Annotated in this window: 18 protein-coding genes; 8 read left to right on the top strand and 10 right to left on the bottom strand. The window is 59.4% G+C overall.

Annotated features, from left to right (window positions below):
• Positions 1-40: 40 nt before the first annotated feature.
• Positions 41-2,206, bottom strand: a complete 2,166-nt coding sequence (locus tag ACOBR2_RS08150) for a DUF4139 domain-containing protein (RefSeq protein ID WP_420239526.1) — start codon at positions 2,204-2,206, stop codon at positions 41-43.
• Between the two features lie 347 nt (positions 2,207-2,553).
• Between ACOBR2_RS08150 and ACOBR2_RS08145 the strand changes: the two genes are divergently transcribed.
• Complete coding sequence (locus tag ACOBR2_RS08145; RefSeq protein WP_420239525.1) at positions 2,554-2,730, top strand: hypothetical protein; 177 nt, start codon at positions 2,554-2,556, stop codon at positions 2,728-2,730.
• A 127-nt stretch (positions 2,731-2,857) separates the two neighbouring features.
• Here ACOBR2_RS08145 and bfr read toward each other — a convergent pair whose 3' ends face one another.
• Together bfr and ACOBR2_RS08135 are read right to left on the bottom strand one after the other, a co-directional pair.
• The gene (gene bfr, locus ACOBR2_RS08140) at positions 2,858-3,328 is read right to left on the bottom strand and encodes a bacterioferritin (protein WP_420239524.1); all 471 of its coding nucleotides are present in this window, start codon (positions 3,326-3,328) and stop codon (positions 2,858-2,860) included.
• 178 nt (positions 3,329-3,506) lie between these two features.
• Positions 3,507-4,217, bottom strand: coding sequence for an esterase family protein (locus ACOBR2_RS08135; RefSeq protein WP_420239523.1), 711 nt, complete (start codon positions 4,215-4,217; stop codon positions 3,507-3,509).
• 437 nt (positions 4,218-4,654) lie between these two features.
• Here ACOBR2_RS08135 and rpsP point away from each other — a divergent pair, with 437 nt between their 5' ends.
• From rpsP to rimM, 3 genes are all read left to right on the top strand, one after another.
• The gene (gene rpsP, locus ACOBR2_RS08130; RefSeq protein WP_420239994.1) at positions 4,655-4,903 is read left to right on the top strand and encodes a 30S ribosomal protein S16; all 249 of its coding nucleotides are present in this window, start codon (positions 4,655-4,657) and stop codon (positions 4,901-4,903) included.
• 143 nt (positions 4,904-5,046) lie between these two features.
• Positions 5,047-5,316, top strand: a complete 270-nt coding sequence (locus ACOBR2_RS08125) for a KH domain-containing protein (protein ID WP_420239522.1) — start codon at positions 5,047-5,049, stop codon at positions 5,314-5,316.
• The gene (gene rimM / locus ACOBR2_RS08120; protein ID WP_420239521.1) at positions 5,317-5,943 is read left to right on the top strand and encodes a ribosome maturation factor RimM; all 627 of its coding nucleotides are present in this window, start codon (positions 5,317-5,319) and stop codon (positions 5,941-5,943) included. It abuts the gene before it with no gap.
• 276 nt (positions 5,944-6,219) lie between these two features.
• Here rimM and ACOBR2_RS08115 read toward each other — a convergent pair whose 3' ends face one another.
• Both ACOBR2_RS08115 and ACOBR2_RS08110 read right to left on the bottom strand, forming a co-directional pair.
• Positions 6,220-7,833: a TonB-dependent receptor gene (locus ACOBR2_RS08115; RefSeq protein ID WP_420239520.1), complete on the bottom strand. Its 1,614-nt coding sequence runs from the start codon at positions 7,831-7,833 to the stop codon at positions 6,220-6,222.
• A 156-nt stretch (positions 7,834-7,989) separates the two neighbouring features.
• Positions 7,990-9,750 carry a GWxTD domain-containing protein gene (locus ACOBR2_RS08110; RefSeq protein ID WP_420239519.1) on the bottom strand — a complete coding sequence of 587 codons (1,761 nt, stop codon included), beginning with the start codon at positions 9,748-9,750 and terminating at the stop codon, positions 7,990-7,992.
• A 293-nt stretch (positions 9,751-10,043) separates the two neighbouring features.
• On the opposite strand from ACOBR2_RS08110, the gene ACOBR2_RS08105 reads away from it, so the two are divergent.
• Together ACOBR2_RS08105 and ACOBR2_RS08100 are read left to right on the top strand one after the other, a co-directional pair.
• Positions 10,044-11,420 carry an efflux RND transporter periplasmic adaptor subunit gene (locus ACOBR2_RS08105; RefSeq protein WP_420239518.1) on the top strand — a complete coding sequence of 459 codons (1,377 nt, stop codon included), beginning with the start codon at positions 10,044-10,046 and terminating at the stop codon, positions 11,418-11,420.
• A gap of 204 nt (positions 11,421-11,624) precedes the next feature.
• Positions 11,625-12,377, top strand: coding sequence for an ABC transporter ATP-binding protein (locus ACOBR2_RS08100; protein ID WP_420239517.1), 753 nt, complete (start codon positions 11,625-11,627; stop codon positions 12,375-12,377).
• 171 nt (positions 12,378-12,548) lie between these two features.
• Here ACOBR2_RS08100 and lpxD read toward each other — a convergent pair whose 3' ends face one another.
• The 4 genes from lpxD to ACOBR2_RS08080 all read right to left on the bottom strand — a co-directional run bounded on the left by lpxD (position 12,549) and on the right by ACOBR2_RS08080 (position 16,611).
• Positions 12,549-13,562, bottom strand: a complete 1,014-nt coding sequence (lpxD, locus tag ACOBR2_RS08095; RefSeq protein ID WP_420239516.1) for a UDP-3-O-(3-hydroxymyristoyl)glucosamine N-acyltransferase — start codon at positions 13,560-13,562, stop codon at positions 12,549-12,551.
• A 9-nt stretch (positions 13,563-13,571) separates the two neighbouring features.
• Positions 13,572-14,474 carry a lysophospholipid acyltransferase family protein gene (locus ACOBR2_RS08090; protein ID WP_420239515.1) on the bottom strand — a complete coding sequence of 301 codons (903 nt, stop codon included), beginning with the start codon at positions 14,472-14,474 and terminating at the stop codon, positions 13,572-13,574.
• Positions 14,475-14,612: 138 nt separating this feature from the next.
• The gene (locus ACOBR2_RS08085) at positions 14,613-15,305 is read right to left on the bottom strand and encodes a lipid-binding SYLF domain-containing protein (protein ID WP_420239514.1); all 693 of its coding nucleotides are present in this window, start codon (positions 15,303-15,305) and stop codon (positions 14,613-14,615) included.
• A 640-nt stretch (positions 15,306-15,945) separates the two neighbouring features.
• A complete protein-coding gene (locus tag ACOBR2_RS08080; protein WP_420239513.1) occupies positions 15,946-16,611 on the bottom strand; it encodes a LuxR C-terminal-related transcriptional regulator in 666 nt (221 codons plus the stop codon).
• Positions 16,612-16,658: 47 nt separating this feature from the next.
• Here ACOBR2_RS08080 and ACOBR2_RS08075 point away from each other — a divergent pair, with 47 nt between their 5' ends.
• Both ACOBR2_RS08075 and ACOBR2_RS08070 read left to right on the top strand, forming a co-directional pair.
• The gene (locus ACOBR2_RS08075; RefSeq protein ID WP_420239512.1) at positions 16,659-16,952 is read left to right on the top strand and encodes a hypothetical protein; all 294 of its coding nucleotides are present in this window, start codon (positions 16,659-16,661) and stop codon (positions 16,950-16,952) included.
• 311 nt (positions 16,953-17,263) lie between these two features.
• Positions 17,264-17,554 carry an HU family DNA-binding protein gene (locus ACOBR2_RS08070; RefSeq protein ID WP_420239511.1) on the top strand — a complete coding sequence of 97 codons (291 nt, stop codon included), beginning with the start codon at positions 17,264-17,266 and terminating at the stop codon, positions 17,552-17,554.
• Between the two features lie 138 nt (positions 17,555-17,692).
• On the opposite strand, the gene priA is transcribed toward ACOBR2_RS08070, so the two are convergent.
• Positions 17,693-20,203, bottom strand: a complete 2,511-nt coding sequence (priA, locus tag ACOBR2_RS08065; RefSeq protein WP_420239510.1) for a replication restart helicase PriA — start codon at positions 20,201-20,203, stop codon at positions 17,693-17,695.
• Between the last annotated feature and the right edge of the window lie 98 nt (positions 20,204-20,301).

Here is a 20,301-nt window from a genome sequence, read left to right as displayed (position 1 = left end):
CTGGGAGCTAGAAGCTGGAGGCTAGCGGCTGGAAGCTGTCCTACTTCACATCCCACTCATCGCTCAGACCGCCGATCAGCGCCTGCAGCTTTTCGAGCGCGTCGTTCTTCTGCTGCTCCAGCTCATGGGTCTGCTTCTCAGCAGCCTGCAGCGTGTCTTCGGCCTTGTTCAGCTCGTCCACAAAGCGTCGGCTGGCAGCATCGCTCGATTTGAGCGCGGTCAGATTGTCGCGCATGCGACCCTCGTCCTTCGACGCCGCATTCTCCGCCGCCTTCGACTCCTGAATCTTCCCATCCAGTTTGGCAACGTCGGTCTGCGCATCGATTACCGGCTTGAGCGCGGCCAGCGTCTCGGGCGCGTCGTTGGCCAGCTTCAGCAGAAACTCACTCTGGTTCTGATGGGGATCAAGCTGCACCCAGGTCTTGCTGGGTCCATGCTGGCGCACTTCGAGCTTGGTGTTTTCATGCGCCTTCACCATCCGCTTGAAGCGGAAGACGTCGGCTGCAGTCTCGTCGGCCTGCACGCCATCCTCCAGCGTCCAGCCGCTCTGCCGGGGCGACTCGACCAGAACCTCCCGGTCCACGTCCGCCGAGTTGGTCACGGAATAGGTCACGGACGATTCATCCATCTGCGTCTCGGTCAGCACGCCCTTTTGCAGGCTCACGTGATGCAGCTTGTGGGCCTGCTGCCGGTCCAGCACACGCACCGCCACGGCCTGATCCGCCGCATAGCTCAGCAGCCGCCGCTCGCCGGGATGGATCGGGTCCAGCAGACCCTCACCCGCAAACTCGCCGCCTTCATAGATTGAAAAACTACCCCGGTCGAGCGTCAGCTGCGAAGCGTTGGTCAACCACACGGCCCGCAGCGGTGCAGACGAATGCTCGTTCCACAGCGTCACATGCTCGGCCGGCAGATCCTGCTGCAGAATGGGCACCATGGCCGACTCATTTTTGTGGATCGTCACCGGCTGGCTGAGCGCGTACTCAAAGTAGTCGTCAAAGGCCTTGGTGGCCACGTCGCCCTCTTGCATGGCGTCGGACGCGCGATAAACACCGCCGCCCATCCCCTCACCGTAGCCATTCCCTGAACCGGAACCAATGCTACCGGCCACGCCTTCCATACCCGCTACACCAAAGCTCCGTGGCGTTGCTTCTTCCGAAGTCACCCTTTGAATGTTGCGCGGTACCCGTGTCGGAGCAATCAGCTCGCGGTTCATCATCTCGGACTGCACATGTACAACGTGCTCGGCAGCCTCATGCGTCTCCGGCATGCGCTGGCCCTCGGTGCGGATGGCAATCTCTGGCCTCTGAACGTAGAGCGGCTGGCTGAGCGGCTGAAGAAAGCTCTGCGGCGCACCCGCCACCAGAGCCAGCTGCACATTCTCCCAGTCGGAGCCGACGGTGTTATCCACCACCGCCCAGCCCTGCATCGTGGCCTTGCCATTAGCCTCGCGCGGAAAAACCATCCGGTAGGTTGCCTTCCACACCGGAACCTCGCTGATGTAGCTCACCCGCAGCTCGCGCTGCCCCTGGCCCGCGTCGGTAAAGGTCAGATGGCGGGCCTGCTGCTCGGCGGCCGAGCCAATCACCCGCAGATAATCGCTGAGTTGCTTCTGCATCGCCACATCCAGCATGCGCACGGAGACGGAATCCGTCAGCTCCGCAGTACGCAGCGCGCCGCCGTCGGTAGCCACAATCAGAAAATAATGATCCTCTGTGGTTGCGCCACTCTTGTCCGTCAGCTTGCGAAACTCGATGTTCACCAAACGGCCTGAAAATGCCGCGCCTGCCCCGGTGACTTCCACCCGCTGCCCGCGAAATGCCTGGTAAACCGCAGCGGTTGCGGGATAGTCCTTCAAGCCCAGACCAATCGACTTCAACTGCACATCCATCGGCGTGGTGGAGTTGTAATTCACGCCGCCGATTCTTCCACCGCCCTCGTCCAGCACCGTCAGCGATTGCAGCACGTCGTTCAGTTGCGCCGAGGTAAAGTCCACCCCCACCTTCTGCGTACCGCTGACGGTTCCGGCATGTTCAAAGTAGCCCACGCCGTTCTTGTAAAGCACCACCTTGCGCACCGGCAGGTCCTGAATGGCCCCAGTTGCTGCGGCTCTAGTTGCGCCGGATGTTGCGCTCGGTTTGACTGGGGGCTGCGCCCATCCTGCGCCTCCCAGAAGAGCTACCAGAACAATGGAAATAAACCTCATGAACCCCTCCTTGCTTGCGTGAGAAAGCCGCCCAACCTTCCACGGCCAGGAAACGGAAGACCCCAAAGCTCTTGCGTCAGAAATACTATCTGCTTGGACCCCGCATCCACTGAAATGGTTCCCGCACCAGAAGAAAATCCTCCCACCCCAAACGGCAGGACTATGCTTGATACAGGGCAAGTCGGCCAACGGCTGCCTGCTCCGGGTGGCCCGTCTACCCGGCGACCCTTCGCTCCGGCTTATTCTGAGCCCGTGCCCGCGCCGCCCCTGCCCCGCCAACCGAGCGACCTCCTCTGCACTCCACAGGAATGCAGGCCGGTCCTTCTATCTATTCCAGGGAGGAATCTATGCAGACCACACCCACTCCACTCAGCGCCCCTTCTGTCAGCGACGTTCTACAGGGCGATCACAAAAGCCAACTGAGCCAGGAAGAGATCGCCAAGGCCCTTGCCCACCACAACCGCCATCACGGCAAACAGGAACCGCAGCCCCAGGCGCAGGCCTCTGGCAAGAAGCACAAATAGAAAAAAGGCGGCAGTTGCGAACATACAGAGTCCACAACTGCCGCCTTTGCTGAAAATACACTTCCGTGAGCGCCTGCTTGTCCCGTAGAAACAGGGCAGGATTGGTTTCTTTGCAGGCCGGAAGACCTTATCCGTCGACCGTCTGGGCCAGAAGATAGCGCTCGTAGCCGATCTCTTCGATCTGATGCAACTGCACTTCCAGCCAGTCAGCGTGTTCTTCCTCGTCCTTCAATAGCTGGACGAACAGGTCCCGCGAACCATGGTCCTTTTTCTCCGTGGCCAACTGCACCGCGTCGTTGTACATGCCCACCGCAGCAACTTCCAGAGCCAAGTCCGCCAGCAGCATCTCCTTGACATTCTTGCCAATGGAAAGCTCCAGCGGCTCCATGCTGGGGGTTGCGTCCAGGAAGAGAATCCGTTCCATCAGCGTTTCGGCGTGTTTCATCTCGCCAATGGACTGCTTTTTGATGAATTTGGCCAGCTTTTCATAGCCCCAGTTCTCACACATTTCGGCGTGAAGAAAGTACTGGTTGATGGCCGTTAGCTCCTCGCGGAGCGCCTGATTCAGCTTTGCAATAACTTCCGCATGTCCCTTCATGCCCGCGATTGTGGCACCACTTTGCCGCGCGCACAAGCATTCTTTGCAGTGCGAGTGGATGTTTTTACGACAAGATCCGGCACGAGTGTCCGGTTCCCGCAACCCGCTGCTTGCAAACTGAAGGTTTTACTTCAACCTTTTCTTGAACTTTCAGCCAGAACCGATGAAAAATATTGGATTAAAGATATTCGCGAACCATCTGCTGCCAGGTGGGCCAATCATGCACATGCGGCCCATTCCACACATGAAACTGGTGCTCAATGCCCTGCTGGCTCAGCACATCATCCAGCTTGCGATTCTCTTCCAGACACGGATCGTCCCATCCAGAGACCAGAATGCAGTGCGCCTGCCGCAACTGCGCCAGCCACTTTCTGTCCTCCAGCCGGGGCAGATAGTGGGTGGGCAGATTCCAGAAGCAGTCCTCGTCATAGTAGCCATCCAGAAATCCGGCCAAATCGTAGACGCCGCTGAGCGAAACAAAGCCACGGAAGAGGTCGGGATGGCGCAGGACAATGTTCGCCGCATGGTAGCCACCAAAGCTGCATCCCAGGGCCAGCGGCCGATGGTCGCCAGAGCTGAAACGCACCAGCGGCAGCACCTCGTCGAGGACGTACTCCTCGTACTGCAAATGGCGGGCGATGCGCGAGCGGCCCGGGGCCTGATGGTTGTACCAGCTCTCGCTGTCCACCGAATCCAGGCAGAAAAGCTGCAGGTTGCCACTCTCAATGCGCTCCGCCAGAGCTGCCACCATGCCCCGGTCCTCAAAGTCGAAAAAGCGTCCGCCCGAGGTGGGAAAGACCACAACCGGCGCCCCGCCCGCGCCGAAGATGAGTAGCTCCATCTCCCGGTCGAGTCGGCTTGAGCGCCATTTGTGATAGTCGCGAATCAAAGCTTCACCCCATCTGTTTCCGCGGAAGAAATACGTTTGCCTGCTAATTTAGCAGGCTTTTGCGTGAATGGAGGCAAAGCGTACCCGATACGCCACCTCACCGCTTGCCGAGCGCCAATGCGCCCAAAAAACTGAACAATCCGGCGGGAAAACCGCCCCATCTTGATCCCTTTCAGCCCGGAACAGAAGTCTGTTGAGCACCCACAAGATAGGAAACTTGCTCCCGACCGCCGTTTCGGCGATACTTAGTTGTTGTGTATTGAGCGAAACGGCGTCTCCACGGACTGCTTCAGGTCCGCGGGGCTATCGGCCGAGCATCTTGCTTCGGCCTAGATCCTGGTGTCAGGTCCATCTGCGACCCGCGCCTCCGTCCGCTGGAAACTCCGGAAGAACGCAACAAAGCACTGGTTTTCGAAAGGAACAGATTCGCCGTGGTAATGATTCGATTGGCGCGCGTCGGCGCCCGCAAGCAGCCCTACTATCGTATCGTGGTCATCGAGAAGGACCGCGCCCGCAATGGCCGTTCGATCGAGGTCGTCGGCACCTACAATCCTCGCACCGACCCCGCCTCGGTTGAGCTCAAGCACGAGCGCGTGGCCTACTGGAAGGGCGTCGGCGCCCAGATGACCCCCATTGTTGCCAAGCTGGTTGCCAACAACCCTGCTCCGGCACCTGCCGTAGTCTAAGCCCATCCCCTACCCTGATTGATTTGGTGCGGGCCCGCAAGGGTCCCGCACAGAATTTACTGCCTAATGGCGAATCTTTCTGCTAGTATTCGCCATCAGGAATTGCATTGCCGAATTCTAATGCTGATATCAGGGGCAAGGGCATGACCCAAAACGATATGATCGCAGTCGACGAATTGGTTCGCGAAATTGCGCGGGCTTTGGTGGACGATCCAACTTCTGTCGAAGTGGACTCCGTAAACAAAGACGAAAACACTGTCCTGAAGCTTCGGGTTGCACCTCAGGACGTAGGTAAAGTCATAGGGAAGCAGGGCCGTACGGCCCGTTCCGTACGCACTATTCTTGGAGCCGTAAGCATGAAGCTGCACCACCGCTACACGCTCGACATCCTGGAAGAAGACGAAGAAGCCTAAATGGGCGAACTTCCTCCTTCCGGCGTTTCCCCAGAACCGGAAGAAAGAACCGCACCCGAACGGTTCGATTCATGGGCATGGTTAGCACGTCTGCGCAAGACCCAAGGTCGTAAAGGTGAGATCTTCGCAGAGATTCTGACAGACTTTCCTCAGAAATTCGCCGAGCGCTCTCAGCTCTGGCTATTGGCCGACGGGGATTCCGGCAACAGGTCTGCGGCAATCAAGCCTGCAGGCAAACGCGAAGTTGTGCTCCAAAATCACTGGATGCACAAAGACGGCATTGTGCTGCACTTCAAAGGCGTCGACTCCATTTCGGCTGCCGAGCCATTGTGCGGCCTGATTGTGGCTATTCCCGCAGACCAGCGCGAGGCCCTTGGTGAAGATGAGGTCTACATCAGCGATCTGGTCGGTTGCACGCTCATCGATGTGAGCAGCGCCGAACCTACCGCTGTGGGCATCATCCAGGACGTGGACCGCTCGGCTGGCCCCGTGGCTCTGCTCGTTGTCCAAAGCGAGCGTGGCGAGGTTCTGGTGCCCTTTGCCAAAGTCTTCCTGCGCACACTCGACACGGCAAACCTTCGCGTGGAGATGGCCCTACCCAAAGGACTGTTGGACCTGAACAACTAGAGCGTTGGCAGGTTCATGAACGCTGAAAGCCCCCGCACCGGAAGGTGCGGGGGCTTTCAGCGTTGCGCTGTCATCTTGAGCGGAGTTTGGCCGTTTTGGGGCCAAACGAAGTCGAAAGATCGGCGGTTGTTCTTCAAGGATCTTGCGCCGAAGTTGTTTGTCTTTGAAGCCCAAATTTATGCATACAGAGGCAAAAAGCAACCGCAGATCCTTCGACTCCCTGCGGTCGCTCAGGAGGACAGGCTGAAGTTTGATGAGGATTTCAAACTCAGAACTCTAGAAGCTGAACTCCAGCCCCCCGCGCACGGCACGCGGATCCTGGGCAAAGAGCAGCAGAGAGCCATCGCCAAGCACATAGGAACGGTAGCCCTGGGCCAATAGGTTCTGCACATCCACGAAAGTCTGGAAGCTGGCGGAGCCGAGATGGATAGGCTGGCGCAGGTGCAGGCCCAGATAAGGAGCACTGGCTTCCACGGCAAAGGGCGCGACCGGAGTGACGGTATCTTCCGGCTGCCAGCGATAGCTGGCCCGCCAGCGGGTCCCCGTGCCTTCCAGAGTGCCGCTGAGCGTCAGTGAATAGGTCTGGGTGCGGCGCGGCCGGGTGGTGGTCAGCAACTGGCCTGCAGGCACGGTGTTGGTCTCGGTGGGAATCACCAGCGCATTGCCGTCCGCATAGGCCAGGCGGATGCGATTCTGCCCCATGATCCTGCGCTCCACCGCAGCTTCAATGCCGGTGGAAGAATAATCCGCTCCTACGGCGCGCATCATGCCGCTCGATGGATCCAGCAGGCTGTTGCTGGTGGCTGTCAGCGGCAGGGACGAAGACGAGGAATCAATGACTGGATGATGCAGGTGGTCTGTAAAAACAGTCACGCTCAGGTCAGAAGCATCGGTGCGGCGCTCCCAGCCCAACTGCTGATGGATTCCGTGCTCCACCTGGATGTGACCATTGCGCACCACCAGCGGCGGCAGCGTGGGGCTGAAGGAATCGCCCAGAAACTTGTGCGGAACAAAGCTAGACAGACGGTAATCCAGACTGGAGTTTTCGTCCTTCACGCGCACATCTACAAAAGGCAGCAGGGCGGAGGTGCTTCCGGATCCGGTCAGGCGGCCAGCCACGACGGTGGAACCGGCTTCGATCTCGGCCAGATCGCCCAGGTGGATCGACTCCCAGCCGCTGATGCCGGCTTCATCCAGGCCAGAGCCCAGCGGACCTTCCACATCCGGCCGCACTTCAATGCTGGCGATGGACTGGACTGAGCCGACGATGCCCAGATCCTGCCGGAAGCCAAGCATGGACTCCATGCCGGCATCGGTTTCGGGAGCAAAGTCAACGCGGGCCAGCAACTCACTGGATCCAGCCGGAGTATCTTCGACGGTCACCGAAAAGCGTTCTCCGCTCTCGCCAAAAGTGCCTTCTTGTCCAGTAGCCATCAGGCGTGCTTTCAGGTGCGGCTGACGGCCTTTACCTTCGTCCACCATCACCAGCGGGCCATCTTCAAGCCAGCGCAACAGCGGGCGATTGGCGGCTGAACGCAGGGTCCAGGCCCAGTCATCCTGCGGCGAATCGGGGCTTTTGGGCTGGGCGGGCAACCACTGCATGGCTTCGTAGAGGGTGTTCAGGGTCAGATTGACGACCGTGCCGGTACGCACCCGCACGTCTTCCCGCATGCTGGGCAGGTAGGACTGGCAGACCGCCTTGACCGAGTAGCGGCCGGGCAGAACGGAATCTATCTGGAAATGGCCTTTGCGGTCGGTGATTACGATGGCGGCCACGCTGAGGTCAGCGCGCAGCAACTCAACCTGCGCGCCCATCTGCGGTTCATCCGCCGTATTGCGCACCACGCCGGAGACCGTGGCAGGCGCGGCCCAGCAGGCGCTGGCGCACATGAGCACAGTCAGTATTGCAAATAGGTCGAAATGGGTTTTGCGCATCATCACTTGTGTGATCCGGCGTCTACCCTGGCGAAGGTATTGCAAATCAATGGAACCCGCGCGGTTTGCCGAATCTCAACGTCCAGCTGGATCCCGCGCGGGTTGATTGTATTATTCCACTACAAAAGGTGCCGATTGCGCAATCTCCTGCTTGGAAATTGCATCGTTCACCTTGATGGTTACCTTGTACTTGCCCGGCTGCAGACCCGCCAGAGGCAAGCTCTTGAAGAAGGTCAGCTCATCGCTGTGCGCTCCCAGGTCCTTGGAATCCGCCGTATTCTCCAGCAATACAACGCCCGTAACCGCATCGGTCACCTGATAGGTCAGCTTGGCCTGATTGCTTTTGGTCGCGTCGTCAATACCAAGATTGTAGACCTGCATCCAGAAGTTCAGGTCCTGATTGCGGTGGAAAATCACCGGTGTGGCCGGATTGGCGCTCACGCGGGGACGTACAAAGGTGTTGCCCAGAATGAAGTTGCCGTTGCCGATTTCACGCGAAGAAACGGTGTGCAACTGGTCGGCCAGAATCAGCGACGAGGTGCCCAGCTTTTCATCGTGGAAGGCGGGAACATCAATGCCGCGACCGTAAACACCCACGTGGTCGGGGTTGTTCACGTCCTTGATGGCAATGTCCAGACGGTAGAGTCCGGGCTGCAGCGGCAGAGACTTCCAGTAGACGCGCTGGTTGTCGAGCACCTTTTCCAGCAGCTCAGAAGGCTCATCCACTGAAACCGTATCTTCGAAGGTCTGCACCGTCTTGTGGGAGAGCGTCGTCACCTTGCCCAGAATGTTGACCGTGCCACGGGAAACGCCGTCCTTGGTCACGAAGGTGATGTCGCGTACGCGCATCTGCACGGTGATCGGCACGGTATCCATGCTTTCGGTCACCTTGACGAAGTCGGTGCGCACATCAAACGGGAAGATGGGGCCGCTCAGCACCTTGTGCTCACTGACAAAGGCCTCAAGATCCTTGAACTTGACCGGCGGCGGTGCAAAAAGCTTGGCGCCCAGTTCGATGCGGTCGAATTCCTTGCCGGATTCGCTGTCACCCATCGGGCCATTGCCCAAACGCTCCAGACCACCACCCTTGAAGCGATCGGTCTTGTCCTTGTGGTTCATCTCTTCGTACTGGGTCAGGCCGGCACCGGGTACGTTGAGCAGGGCATCCTTTTCACTGCGGTCAAGGGTGTAGTGGTAGTCGCCGCACTGGCAGGTATCGACGAATTCCAGATCGATGTTTTCGCCCACGCCTTCCAGATAGCGGTAATGCCAGGTTTCAAACGGGAAGGTCGAGGTGGAACCGCCGCCCTCTTCCGGGGTGCGCTCATAGGTGCCGCCCGAGGGATGCGAATCAATGTTGTCGGGCTTGCCCCAGCTGATGTAGATGCGGCCACGATCCGTCTTCCAGCCCGGCTTGCCGGCGGCAAAGTGCTCGTTGGCATAGGCAATGCGGCGGTAGTGCTCTTCGCGGAACTCGTTCTCCGGCGAATCGGGATTGGGGTTGCGCCGCAGCCAGAAGTTTTCGATAAAGGCATCGCGTTCTTCGTCGTTGGAGAGACTCATGAAGGCTTTACGCTCTTCATCGCTGATGATGTAGGTCACGTCCTGGCTCAACCAGGTTTTGTAAGTGCCCTTCAACTCGGCGCGCAGATCCTTTTGCGCCTTGTAGCGTTCCTTGTCGGAGCGCTGGCGTCTGCGCGGATCAACATCCTTATCCGGGCTCTCCTGGCCACTGGACGATCCACCCTGCTGTTGAGCCTGAGGCTGAGCCTGCGTCGCGGCCTGGGCCAGCGACTTTTGGGTTGCAGCCGGGATCAAAACCAGACCGCTACCCAGCACGAGGAAAAGAAACTTGCGTCCGTTGAGCATCATTAGCCTTAGAAAAACTCCTGCGATCCCTTATTCTACGGGTCCGGATAGGGCGGGGCAACCGCCAGCCGCCAAGCCGGCTGCCCCTTGGACGCCTCCAGGCAGGCAAGGTCAACGAAAAGCCAGCCCATCCATCCGAAATTCCGAAAGTATGCTGGCTTCAGCCTACCCTCCGGCCCGCACAGCCGTCCATTCCCCGGCTCCGTCTGAGGCAAATTCACACTTTGACTTTCTTCGTGGAACCAGATTGAACTTCCTTGCGTACACTGTTTGAGACTGATTCGGAGCCCTTATCCATGAAGAAAATACTTCTGATCGTGCTCGGCGTCCTGGTTGCCGCCGGCTTGATTGTCGCCATGATCGTCAAGCAGCAATCGGGTTATACCAAGGTATTGACCGCCAAAATCGCCCGTCAGGATCTGGCCACCGTGGTCAGCGGTACGGGCCAGATCAAGCCCAAGACCTACGTCAACCTGGGCGCAACCGCCATGGGCCGCATTACCCACCTGTACGTCAAGGAGGGCGACCATGTGAAGAAGGGCCAGACCGTGGCCTCGGTGGAACATGTACAGCAGGAAGCCAATGTGAACGGCCAGCAGGCCGCCATTGACGCCGCCCGCACCGACATTTCCAGCGATATTGCCAATGAAAAGACCCAGGAAGCCAATCTGGAGCACGCCAAGGCCGATCTGGTGCAGAAAAAGCTGGACTGGGAGCGCGCCCAGGGACTCTACACGGCTGGCGTTGACTCCAAGGCTACCTATGACTCCGCCAAAGCGTCGTACGAAACCGATGTGGCCAGCGTGAATCAGGCCCAGGCGCAGTACAACCAGGCCAGAGCCCAGACCGATTCGGCCCGTGGCCACCTGCATACCCAGGAAGCCACCCTGCGTGCCAATCAGGATCTGCTGGACAAAACCATCGCCCTGGCCCCGTTCGACGGCATTGTGACCAACGAACCAGTACGCGAGGGCGAAACCGTTGTGGAAGGCATTCAGAACACCGAGGGCTCGACCTTCATGACCCTGGCCGACATGAGCGTGGTCACGGCCGAGGTCAAGGTGGACGAAACCGACATCATCAACATCCTGATTGGCCAGACGGCCGACATTACCGTCGACGCCCTGCCCGGCAGGGTCTTCAAGGGCCGTGTAACCCTGGTTGGCGATCAGGCTCTGCTGCGCTCCTCCGGCATTGCCACCTCGCAGTCGACCTCCGGCACCGAAGAGGCCAAGGACTTCAAGGTCGTGGTCACGCTCGACAACCCCAACGACGAGCTACGCCCAGGGCTTTCCTGCACCGCCAAGGTAACCACGGCCCACAAGCCCGGCGTACTGTCGCTGCCCATCCAGGCGCTCACGCTCTACGACCCGAAGGCCGACGACGCGCAGAAGGACAAGGACAGCGTGCAAGCTGCCACCTCACAGTCCAAAACCGCTCCGGTTCAGGGCGTCTTCGTGGTGGACAAGGACGCCAAGGGCAAACTCCGCTCCAAATTCGTTCCCGTAACCACCGGCATTACCGGCACTACCGACATTGAAGTGCTCAGCGGACTGACCGAGGGGATGGAAATCGTCACCGGCCCCTACAAAACTCTGCGAGCGCTCAAGAACAATGCCCTGCTCAAACGCGATACTCTGAAGGTGACCCTGAACTCCGGCAGCGGTTCCTAGCAACCTGGGAATCGCGCCGTCAGGAACCTGGAATTTGCATGGGCAGAGCTTCAAACGATGCGCCAATGCCCTATCAAAGTGGACCTTGTAACAGGGCCCGGTTTTAGGCGGACCACAAGTGCCACAAAATGAGATTGGGCTTTAGCCCTGAGGGGCGAGGAATTCCTGCGCGGATTCCCAACATCGAGAAGGAAAAAGATTCGGATGGCTACGAACAGCACCAGCAGCGAAGCAGTACAGGACGCCATGGCTCCTCTGGCCGACGAGGTCATCGTCGTCGACAATCTGTGGCGCACCTACGACATGGGCAGTGAGCAGCAGGTGCATGCCCTGCGCGGGGTTTCGCTGCACATCAAGCACAACGAATACGTGGCCATCATGGGGCCGTCGGGCTCGGGCAAATCCACACTGATGAACCTGATCGGCTGTCTGGATACGCCCTCGCAGGGCCGCTACTGGCTCAATGGCCAGCTGGTCAGCGAGCTGGACGACGATCAGCTCGCCCGCATCCGCAACAAGGAAATTGGCTTCGTCTTCCAGACCTTCAACCTGCTGGCCCGCGCCAGCTCGCTGCATAACGTTGAGCTGCCCATGATCTACAACGGCACGCCCGCTGCCGAGCGGCTGGAACGCGCCCAACAGGCCTTGGCCAACGTCGGACTGGGGGATCGCGTTCAACACAAGCCCAACGAGCTCTCCGGCGGACAGCGCCAGCGCGTGGCCATCGCCCGCGCCCTCGTCAACCGCCCCTCGATCATCCTGGCCGACGAGCCCACCGGCAACCTGGACTCGAAGACCGGCGACGAGATCATGGCCCTGTTCGACGAGTTGCACGCCAAGGGCAACACCATCGTTCTGGTCACCCATGAGCCCGACATTGCCGAGTTCGCCCACCGCGTCGTCCACATCCGCGACGGCCAGATCTTCTCCGACCAGCCCAGCAAGCGAGTGCGATAGCTGAAAGCTGCTCAGGGGTGGAAATGGGAGAGTACTTTCTGCCTTCCTCACCAAGAACCACGAAGCCCTCGGCCATTGCCGAGGGCTTCACACTTTAGAGATGCAGACTCAGTTCGCAGGACGAGCTAACAGCAGTTTTAGAGCTGGAAGCTAGAAGCTAGAGGCTGGAAGCTAGCAGCTCCCCTTCTGCTTCTTTGCCAGCCTTGCCAACACAGCCTGCTCGCGCATCACCTGCCGCAGCGGCCGGGCCGGCGTACCAAAGAGCACGGTTCCCGGCTTCAGGCCGTCGTTGGTCACGGTCTTGCCGTTAAAGACGCCCGACTGCCCGCCCAAAATCACGCCCGGCCCCACATGCGCATGGTCGCCAATGCCCACCTGCCCGGCAATAATCGCCCCATCGCCCACCGTGCTTGACCCGCTGATTCCCGTCAATGCCACCAGAATCACATCCGCGCCAATCTTGCAGTTGTGCCCCACATGCACCAGATTGTCGATCTTGGTGCCGCGGCCAATGCGCGTCTCTTCCAGCGCTCCGCGATCAATGGTGGAGTTGGCACCAATCTCCACGTCGTCTTCCAGCACCAGCGTGCCCTGCTGGGGAAATTGCGTGTAGCGGCCGGTAGCGTAGTCGCGCACATAGCCAAAACCGTCCGCACCCAGCACCGCGCCAGGATGCACCACCACCCGGTCGCCCAGCGTTACGCCCGTCTGCAGCACGGCGCGCGGGTGAATGCGGCAGTCCCTGCCGATGCGCACGCCCTCGCCCACCACCGCGCCCGCCTCAATGCGCGAACCCGAGCCAATCACCGCTGCCGCACCGACCACGGCGCAGGCCGCCACGGTCACGTTTTCGGCCAGCTCGGCCGTCGCATCCACCTCGGCGGAAGGATGGACCCCTGCGGGGGACAAACTTCTGGACAAGAGTTTTGCCGCTTGAGCGAACCACAGGCGGGGTACACGCGCTTCCACGACCGCGGCGGCGGTTGGCCCACCCGCAAGCCCCGGCTTGAGCACCAGCACACCCGCACGGCTCTTCAGGATGGTTTCTGCGGTGGCAGCGTCCTCGGCAAACACAATCTGGCTCGCCGTAGCCTCTTCGGCGCGATTCACGCCCAAAACCACAACCTCCGCACTGCCCTGCTTCAGTTCCCCGCCCAATTTTTCGATCAGTTCGCCTAGAGTCATTCGTTCCTCTCAATAAAGCGATGCTTCCCCGGCAGGCCGCGTCTTCCAACGGCGATGAATCCAGAGCCACTGATCGGGGTAGCTGCGAATCCAGTGCTCGATGGCCGCCGTCGAGCGCTGCGTGCCTTCCACAATGTCGGCTGCCACATCGTCCGTGTGAGGGATCTCGACCTCCGGCCCGAAGTGCAGCACGTACTTCTTTTGCTCTTTCTCCCAGAGCATGAAGCCCGGCAGCACGGCCGCGCCGGTCTTGCGGGCAATGTGAGCGAGGCCCGTCGCGGTACAAGCCTGGCGGCCAAAAAAATCAACGAACTCGCCCTGCGGCGGAGTCATGTTCGTGTCCATCAGAATGCCCACCGTACGACCGGCGCGCATGGCCGTCAGAAGGCCGCGACCAAAATCGTCCTTGTGCAACACCTGATTGCCATGCATGCAGCGAATGCCGTTCACGTAGCTGTCCAGCAGGCGATTGTCGAGTCGGCGAATGACCATGCCCATCGGATGGCCCATCAGCGAGTGATAGAAGCTGGAGAGCTCCCATGCGCCCATGTGGCCGGTAATCACCAGCACGCCCTTGCCCCGGGCGGCCGCAGCCTCGTAGTGCTCATGGCCTTCGGTACTCACCCAGTTGCGTAGATTCTCAAGCGTGTAGCGCGGCATGCGGCAAAACTCCACCAGCTGCCAGCCAAGGTGGCGATAAACGCCGCGCAGAATACGCTCGTGCTCCGCCTGACCCAGCTCCGGCATGGCCAGCTCCAGATTGCGCAAGCCCACCTGCCGCAGCCGCTTGTGCAAACGATAGATCGCAGAGACGATCAGGGCCGCACCCCAACGCGCCAACCAACGCGGCAAGCGCCCAAGCACACGCGTCACCACCAACACCAGCAAGTATTCAAGTCGTCTGAGCATCATGAAAATAAATCGGCGAAAAAAGCAACTCAGTTAGTGTAGGGCATTGGAGACTGATGCGCCGCGCAGGAGCAAGGAAAACACCGCAGGGCGACCCGGACCAAGCCAGATCGCCCTGCGTAAAACATACCTTTTTGCAACTTACCTCTGTTTTTTGGCTTCCACAAAGTAGTGCGCCACGGATTTGACGAACGGCACCGCGCCGGCAGGCACCGGCACATCGCCATGCAGCACGGAACCGAAGTTGTGCGACGTTCCAAAATACAGCTCCGTGTCTTCGCGATTCTGGCTCACGCTGGTTCCATCCAGATCAATGCCGGCAAACAGGCCCTTGCTGCGCGAGTAGGTGAGCAGCTCGGCGTTCATGCGCCAGTCGGTGGCAGCCTGCCCGTTGCGGCCCACCGGGCCAGCCGTAGCCGCCGCATCGCCGCCAATCTTGAACTTGCTCTTGAGCAGATCCTGAAAGCCACGTTCATTCACAGCCACCAGCACCAGATCCGTGGACTGGCCGCCGATCTGGAAGCCAAACGATCCACCCGCCATGCGGATGAAAACCGGAGCACTCCAGCCATGGCCGGTGCGGCAGGTCACCACCCCCTGCCCGTACTGCATTCCGTAGATGAACGCACCTTTCATCATGCCGGGCACCACCGCCACGCAGGTGGCCTGCTGCAGAATGTTCAACGGAATGCTGTTGTCCTGCGCATTCATGATCTGGTCCAAAACCAGCTTGGCGGAATCGAGACGCATCTGCAGATCTTCACGCGAAGACGCCGCAAAGGCCGAGGACTGCAGAAACAGACAGAGGCAGAGGGAAAGAACAAGTTTCTTCATCTCTGGTTCCTTTCATGGTTGACGGCTAGAAGTCCTTCCCACCGGAGCGGGCGCTTCCTGCCTGAATTGGACGCGGGCAAGTAAAAAAAAGCTGCCTCGCTAGAAATGAAATCAGAAGAAAAGCTCGTGCATGCATGCCGTAGATAACGACTCCATCAGCCTATAGCAAAAACAGTATCGCTGAATCCCACGGGCGGAAATCAACTCCCAATGAAAATATAGCAACAGCAAGCTTGCTGCCAGAAACGCGGAGAACGGCCAACATGGGGGCAGGGCTACCGTGTTTCTTGATACGAAATAATTTACCAAAAACACAAATTAATGTCAGAAGATTGAAATTTGGCACAGAACATCACGCTCAGCGCGGCTTTTGAGCGTGAAAAATGAAAATTATCTCAGAAACTGCACAGGAGGCTGTGCATTGAGAGTGCTGGGAGGGCTGCAAGTTCTAAATAGAGTGAAAGAGAAAGAGAACAGAGGAAGAAGAAAAGGAAAAAAGAGGAGTTCCCAGGCTTCATGTTGCCATGCAGCCTGGGAACTCCTTTCCCCAGATCTGCGTTGTTTCTGTTAATAAGTGTGTGGAAAACATGTTAATCGCACAAGAGTACTTAAGGCCAATGGGCCTAAGTAACATATCATGTTAATCAATTGGTAACCGGACAAAATCGTCCTTCCGCCGCATGGAAACACCCTCAGACTGTGGCGAACGCAGCGAAAGACCCAGGGACGACATGGACAACTTGATGCGATTGTCTGCTCCCGCCTTGCGCATCAAACGGGCAACATACGCCTTCACAGTCCGTTCCTCTATCCCCAACTGTTGGGCAATCTCGCGATTGGAGCGGGCCATCAGGATCAGTTCCAGAACCTGGCGCTCCCGCTCGGTCATCTGCGGTTGGCTGACGGTCAAACTGGTGTCCTGATTCTTGAGCAAGCGGTCAATCAGCCGGGAAAGCAGATGGCGTGGAGCCCAAATGGAACCGTCCGTGACCACGTCGATGGCTTTACGCACCATCCCGGTATCGGCGTTCAAGCCAAGATAGGCCCGCGCTCCAGCCACAATCGATTTCATGATCAGCTCGTCATCGCCATCGGGACCGAGGACGATCAGACGCAGGTCAGCACGTTCGCGGCGGATCATCTCCAGGGTCTCGGTAGAGCCCGGCAGGCTGTTCAGGTCCAGCACAATATATTGCAGATTACGATGCTTGAGCAGTTCCAGAAGATCTCCCGGAACCGGCATCAGCCTGGGCTTGCCCTCGTCGGCCTGCTGATCAAAGATGCTGATCAGACCTTCAAGCCTCATCGGCTCTTCAGCCCACAAACCGATGAGAATTATTTTTTCTGCACCCATTGTTTGCCTCGCGTCAGAAGCCAGAAGCGGTACCGGAAATGGACTACAAGCTGCGGCCCACGCTACGATTCCGGATAAATTCCGCTCCTGTTCCCTTGCTCGGTCGCGCCCACGCAACCGGAAAATTCATTCACAACTTTTTATCTTTGCCCAAGCGATCAACAGAACGATGTCTCGCCGAACACATTCAAGCGGAAAAAGGATTGTTGCAGACTTCAGGTATTGTGACAATAGCCGCGGACACAGTAAAAAAAGCAAAAACTGAGGTGCCTGAAATATTTATCTGCCTCTAAAAAGGCCCACGGCAAAAATACCGCCTACTTTCCATAGCTGCTTCGCGGTTGGAACGGCGGTAAACCCTGAGAAAATCGCTTCTGCCGTTGCCGGAAGCGCAGCAGAACTACGTCTAACAATGCAGCAGGCAGGAACAGGCGGAAATGGTCTGGGCGGAAAATCCCAGGAACGAAGTGGGACAGAAAGCAAAATTTGCGGTCAGAAACGCAAAGAGATGCTTTCCGCATTTCCCGATTCGTGGCAAAATCTGTAATATCAGCAGAGTAGGGTGCCAACACGCTCTACCGAGTCAAGCCAGCGAGGTCGATCTTTGATTAAACAGGACATCGTGCATCACGTAATCGAGCGCACGGGACTTCCCCGCACCAAGGCGGAAGCCGCTGTAGACACGGTATTCGAAGGCCTCAAACAGGCCCTTGCTGCCGGTGAGCGCATCGAATTGCGCGGGTTCGGCGTATTCAGCGTCCGTGCCCGCAAAACCGGCATTGGCCGTAACCCGCGTACCGGCACCGAAGTCAGCATTGCGCCGGGCAAGGCGGTCCGCTTCAAGCCCGGCAAGGAATTGCATTCGCTTGAAGCCGCCGAGGCAGCCAAGGCCTAAAGCAGGCATCCAAAGAACATACGCAGAACCACCCCTTCCAAAATTGTTTCCGCGCTCTGCGCCAACAATTTTGGAAGGGGTGGTTTTGCTTGCTTCCAACGGATCTGCCTGCCGGGCTTTTCTTGCTGCCACGCAGGCTTACAGCAGACGCACCGCGTCCACGTCCACCACCAGATTGCGCCGGGGCACATCAGCGGCATCGGCATGGGCCAACAGGCCGCGCAGGGCGGCATTGAGTGCGCTGCGCGAGCTTGACTTCAGAATCATGTGAAAGCGGTAGACGTTTTTGATGCGCGCGATGGGCGCGGTGCAGGGGCCCAGCAGACGCACGTTCTCGGGCTTATTGGCCTGCAGCCATTTGCCCAGTTCCGCCGACCAGCCCGCCGCCTCTTCCAGCTTGGGCGACTGCACCAGAATGTTGGCCAACGATCCGAAGGGCGGATAGTGCATCCACTGGCGGTACTTCAGCTCGCGGGTGGCAAAGCCGGGGTAATCGTGGGTGCTGGCGGCCAGAATCGCGTAGTGGTCGGGGTAGTAGGTTTGCACCACCACTCGCCCGGGCAGCTCGCCACGGCCAGCGCGACCGGAAACCTGCGTCATCAGCTGAAAAACGCGCTCGGCGGCACGGAAGTCCGGCATGGAGAGCGAGTGATCGCAACCGACCACGCCCACCAGCGTGACGCCGTGAATGTCGTGTCCCTTGGCAATCATCTGCGTGCCCACCAGCAGGTTGATTTCGCCTGCATGCAAGCGCGCAAGCAGCCGTTCCAGATCGTAGCGACCCCGCACGGTGTCGCGATCCATGCGGCCGATGCGGGCTCCGGGAAAGATCTCCTGCAAGCGCTCTTCGCCCTGCTGCGAACCCGCGCCCAGATAGTAGAGGTGTTCGCTCTCGCACTTGGGGCAACGGGCCGGAACCTTGCGCCGGAAGCCGCAATAGTGGCACTCCAGCCGCTGGCCTTCGCGGGCCTGTCCAGGATCGTCTTCGGCCATGGCCTTGTGATGGGTGAGGGCAATGGCGCAGTTCTCGCACTCCAGCTTTGCTCCGCAGGCACGGCACATTACAGCAAACGAGTAGCCACGGCGGTTGAGCAGAATAATGGCCTGCTCACCGCGATCCAGCGCGGCCTGCGTTTCGTCAATCAGCGTGCGGGAAAAGAGCAGTTCCTTGCCGGTTTCGCGGAACTCCTGCCGCATGTCGATCAGTTCCACCGAAGGCAGCGGACGATGGGCCACGCGCTCACTCATCGTAATGCGCTCGTAGCGGCCCTGCTGGGCATTCTGCCAGCTTTCCAGCGAGGGCGTGGCTGAGCCCAGCACAACCACGGCGTTATTCTGGCGGGCGCGCACCACGGCCACGTCGCGGGCGTTGTAGCGCGGCGTTTCTTCCTGCTTGTAGCTCTGGTCGTGCTCTTCGTCAATCAGGATCAGGCCCAGGTTGGGCGCAGGGGCAAAGATGGCCGAGCGCGTGCCCACCACCACCGTGGCCTCACCCCGGCGAATGCGCCGCCATTGCTCGCTGCGTTCTTCCGGCGTAAGCGCGGAGTGCAGCAGGGCCACGCGCTCTCCGAAGGCCGCATCCATCAGGCCCACCGTCTGCGGGGTCAAGCCGATTTCAGGCACCAGTAGAATCGTGGAATAGCCCAGTTCGAGGGCCTTGCGCATGGCGGCAATGTAGACCGCCGTCTTGCCCGAGCCAGTGACGCCATGCAGCAGAAAAGACTTGAATCCACCCAGCGCGGCGGTAATTTTGTCGTGCGCCTGCTGCTGCGTGGGATTCAGCACGAAGACGGCAGTTTCCGGCCGCAGCCCACCCATGCGAAAGACCATGGGGCGCTCTTCAATGCGCACCAGACTCTTGCGTACCAGCGTCTGCAGCGTGGAGGAAGGCAGAGCGCGTTTGCGCAACTCGGCCAGCGACAGTTCTCCACCGGCAGCAGCCAGTTCGGCCAGAATCGCCTGCTGTTTTTCGGTCAGTTTAGGCAGGCGCTGCTCTTCGGTGAGCACGGCAAAGCGCTCCATGCGCCGCGCATCGCGCTCCACAGCCGCCGTTTCGCGGACAATCCACTTGCGGCGCACCAGCAAAGCCAGCACCGGCAACGAGGCCGCTGTGGCCGTGCGCAGCGTGGAAACCTTGACCGCCTCGCCGGAAGCCAGCCGGTCCAGCACGCGGCGGGTAAGATCGTTCTCTTCACTGGAAAGATGAGAGCGACGCCGGGGTTTGAAGTGTCCAAACAGGCCGCAGGGACCGCCCATCTCATCGTCTTCGTCTTCCATCGCCGTGGCCAGCACGTCGCGGCCCTGATCGGTGATGCGGTAGTAGACGGTGCGACGCACTTCGGCCATCAGCGGCAGCATGCCACGCAGCACCTCGCCAAGCGGGGCCAGATAATACTGCGCGATCCAGCTGGCCAAGGAGAGCAGCTCTTCACTGAGCAACGGCTCCTCATCGAGCACGGCTTCCAGCTGGCGAATCTCCACGTCAGGCGGGGCCTCGACGCTGGCCGCCGTCACCACGCCAATCAGCTTTTCGTTGCGGAAGGGCGCAATCACCCGCACACCCCGGCTCACACTCTGCCCGGCACGCAAGGCGTAGGTAAAGCTTCGATCAAGGGGGACAGGCAGGGCGACTTCGCAGTAGGAGTTCATGGGGCAGGTTCTAGTGTACGAGATGCGGCTATCAGCTCCCAGCCTCTAGCTTCTAGCCCTCAGCTAGCAGCTGGAAGCTGCTTTTATGCCATACTCCT

The sequence above is a fragment of the Telmatobacter bradus genome (assembly GCF_048629425.1).
Classification (GTDB): domain Bacteria; phylum Acidobacteriota; class Terriglobia; order Terriglobales; family Acidobacteriaceae; genus Telmatobacter; species Telmatobacter bradus.
This window is presented reverse-complemented; position numbering and strand designations above follow the sequence as displayed.

What these genes read in the sequence shown, in the direction of transcription:
- ACOBR2_RS08115 (WP_420239520.1), bottom strand. Translation starts at nt 7,833, where the DNA reads ATGTGCGCCAGCGCCTGCTGGGCCGCGCCTGCCACGGTCTCCGGCGTG.
- ACOBR2_RS08105 (WP_420239518.1), top strand. Translation starts at nt 10,044, where the DNA reads ATGAAGAAAATACTTCTGATCGTGCTCGGCGTCCTGGTTGCCGCCGGC.
- ACOBR2_RS08110 (WP_420239519.1), bottom strand. Translation starts at nt 9,750, where the DNA reads ATGATGCTCAACGGACGCAAGTTTCTTTTCCTCGTGCTGGGTAGCGGT.
- priA (WP_420239510.1), bottom strand. Translation starts at nt 20,203, where the DNA reads ATGAACTCCTACTGCGAAGTCGCCCTGCCTGTCCCCCTTGATCGAAGC.
- bfr (WP_420239524.1), bottom strand. Translation starts at nt 3,328, where the DNA reads ATGAAGGGACATGCGGAAGTTATTGCAAAGCTGAATCAGGCGCTCCGC.
- ACOBR2_RS08080 (WP_420239513.1), bottom strand. Translation starts at nt 16,611, where the DNA reads ATGAGGCTTGAAGGTCTGATCAGCATCTTTGATCAGCAGGCCGACGAG.
- lpxD (WP_420239516.1), bottom strand. Translation starts at nt 13,562, where the DNA reads ATGACTCTAGGCGAACTGATCGAAAAATTGGGCGGGGAACTGAAGCAG.
- ACOBR2_RS08085 (WP_420239514.1), bottom strand. Translation starts at nt 15,305, where the DNA reads ATGAAGAAACTTGTTCTTTCCCTCTGCCTCTGTCTGTTTCTGCAGTCC.
- ACOBR2_RS08150 (WP_420239526.1), bottom strand. Translation starts at nt 2,206, where the DNA reads ATGAGGTTTATTTCCATTGTTCTGGTAGCTCTTCTGGGAGGCGCAGGA.
- rimM (WP_420239521.1), top strand. Translation starts at nt 5,317, where the DNA reads ATGGGCGAACTTCCTCCTTCCGGCGTTTCCCCAGAACCGGAAGAAAGA.
- ACOBR2_RS08090 (WP_420239515.1), bottom strand. Translation starts at nt 14,474, where the DNA reads ATGATGCTCAGACGACTTGAATACTTGCTGGTGTTGGTGGTGACGCGT.
- rpsP (WP_420239994.1), top strand. Translation starts at nt 4,655, where the DNA reads ATGATTCGATTGGCGCGCGTCGGCGCCCGCAAGCAGCCCTACTATCGT.
- ACOBR2_RS08100 (WP_420239517.1), top strand. Translation starts at nt 11,625, where the DNA reads ATGGCTACGAACAGCACCAGCAGCGAAGCAGTACAGGACGCCATGGCT.
- ACOBR2_RS08125 (WP_420239522.1), top strand. Translation starts at nt 5,047, where the DNA reads ATGACCCAAAACGATATGATCGCAGTCGACGAATTGGTTCGCGAAATT.
- ACOBR2_RS08145 (WP_420239525.1), top strand. Translation starts at nt 2,554, where the DNA reads ATGCAGACCACACCCACTCCACTCAGCGCCCCTTCTGTCAGCGACGTT.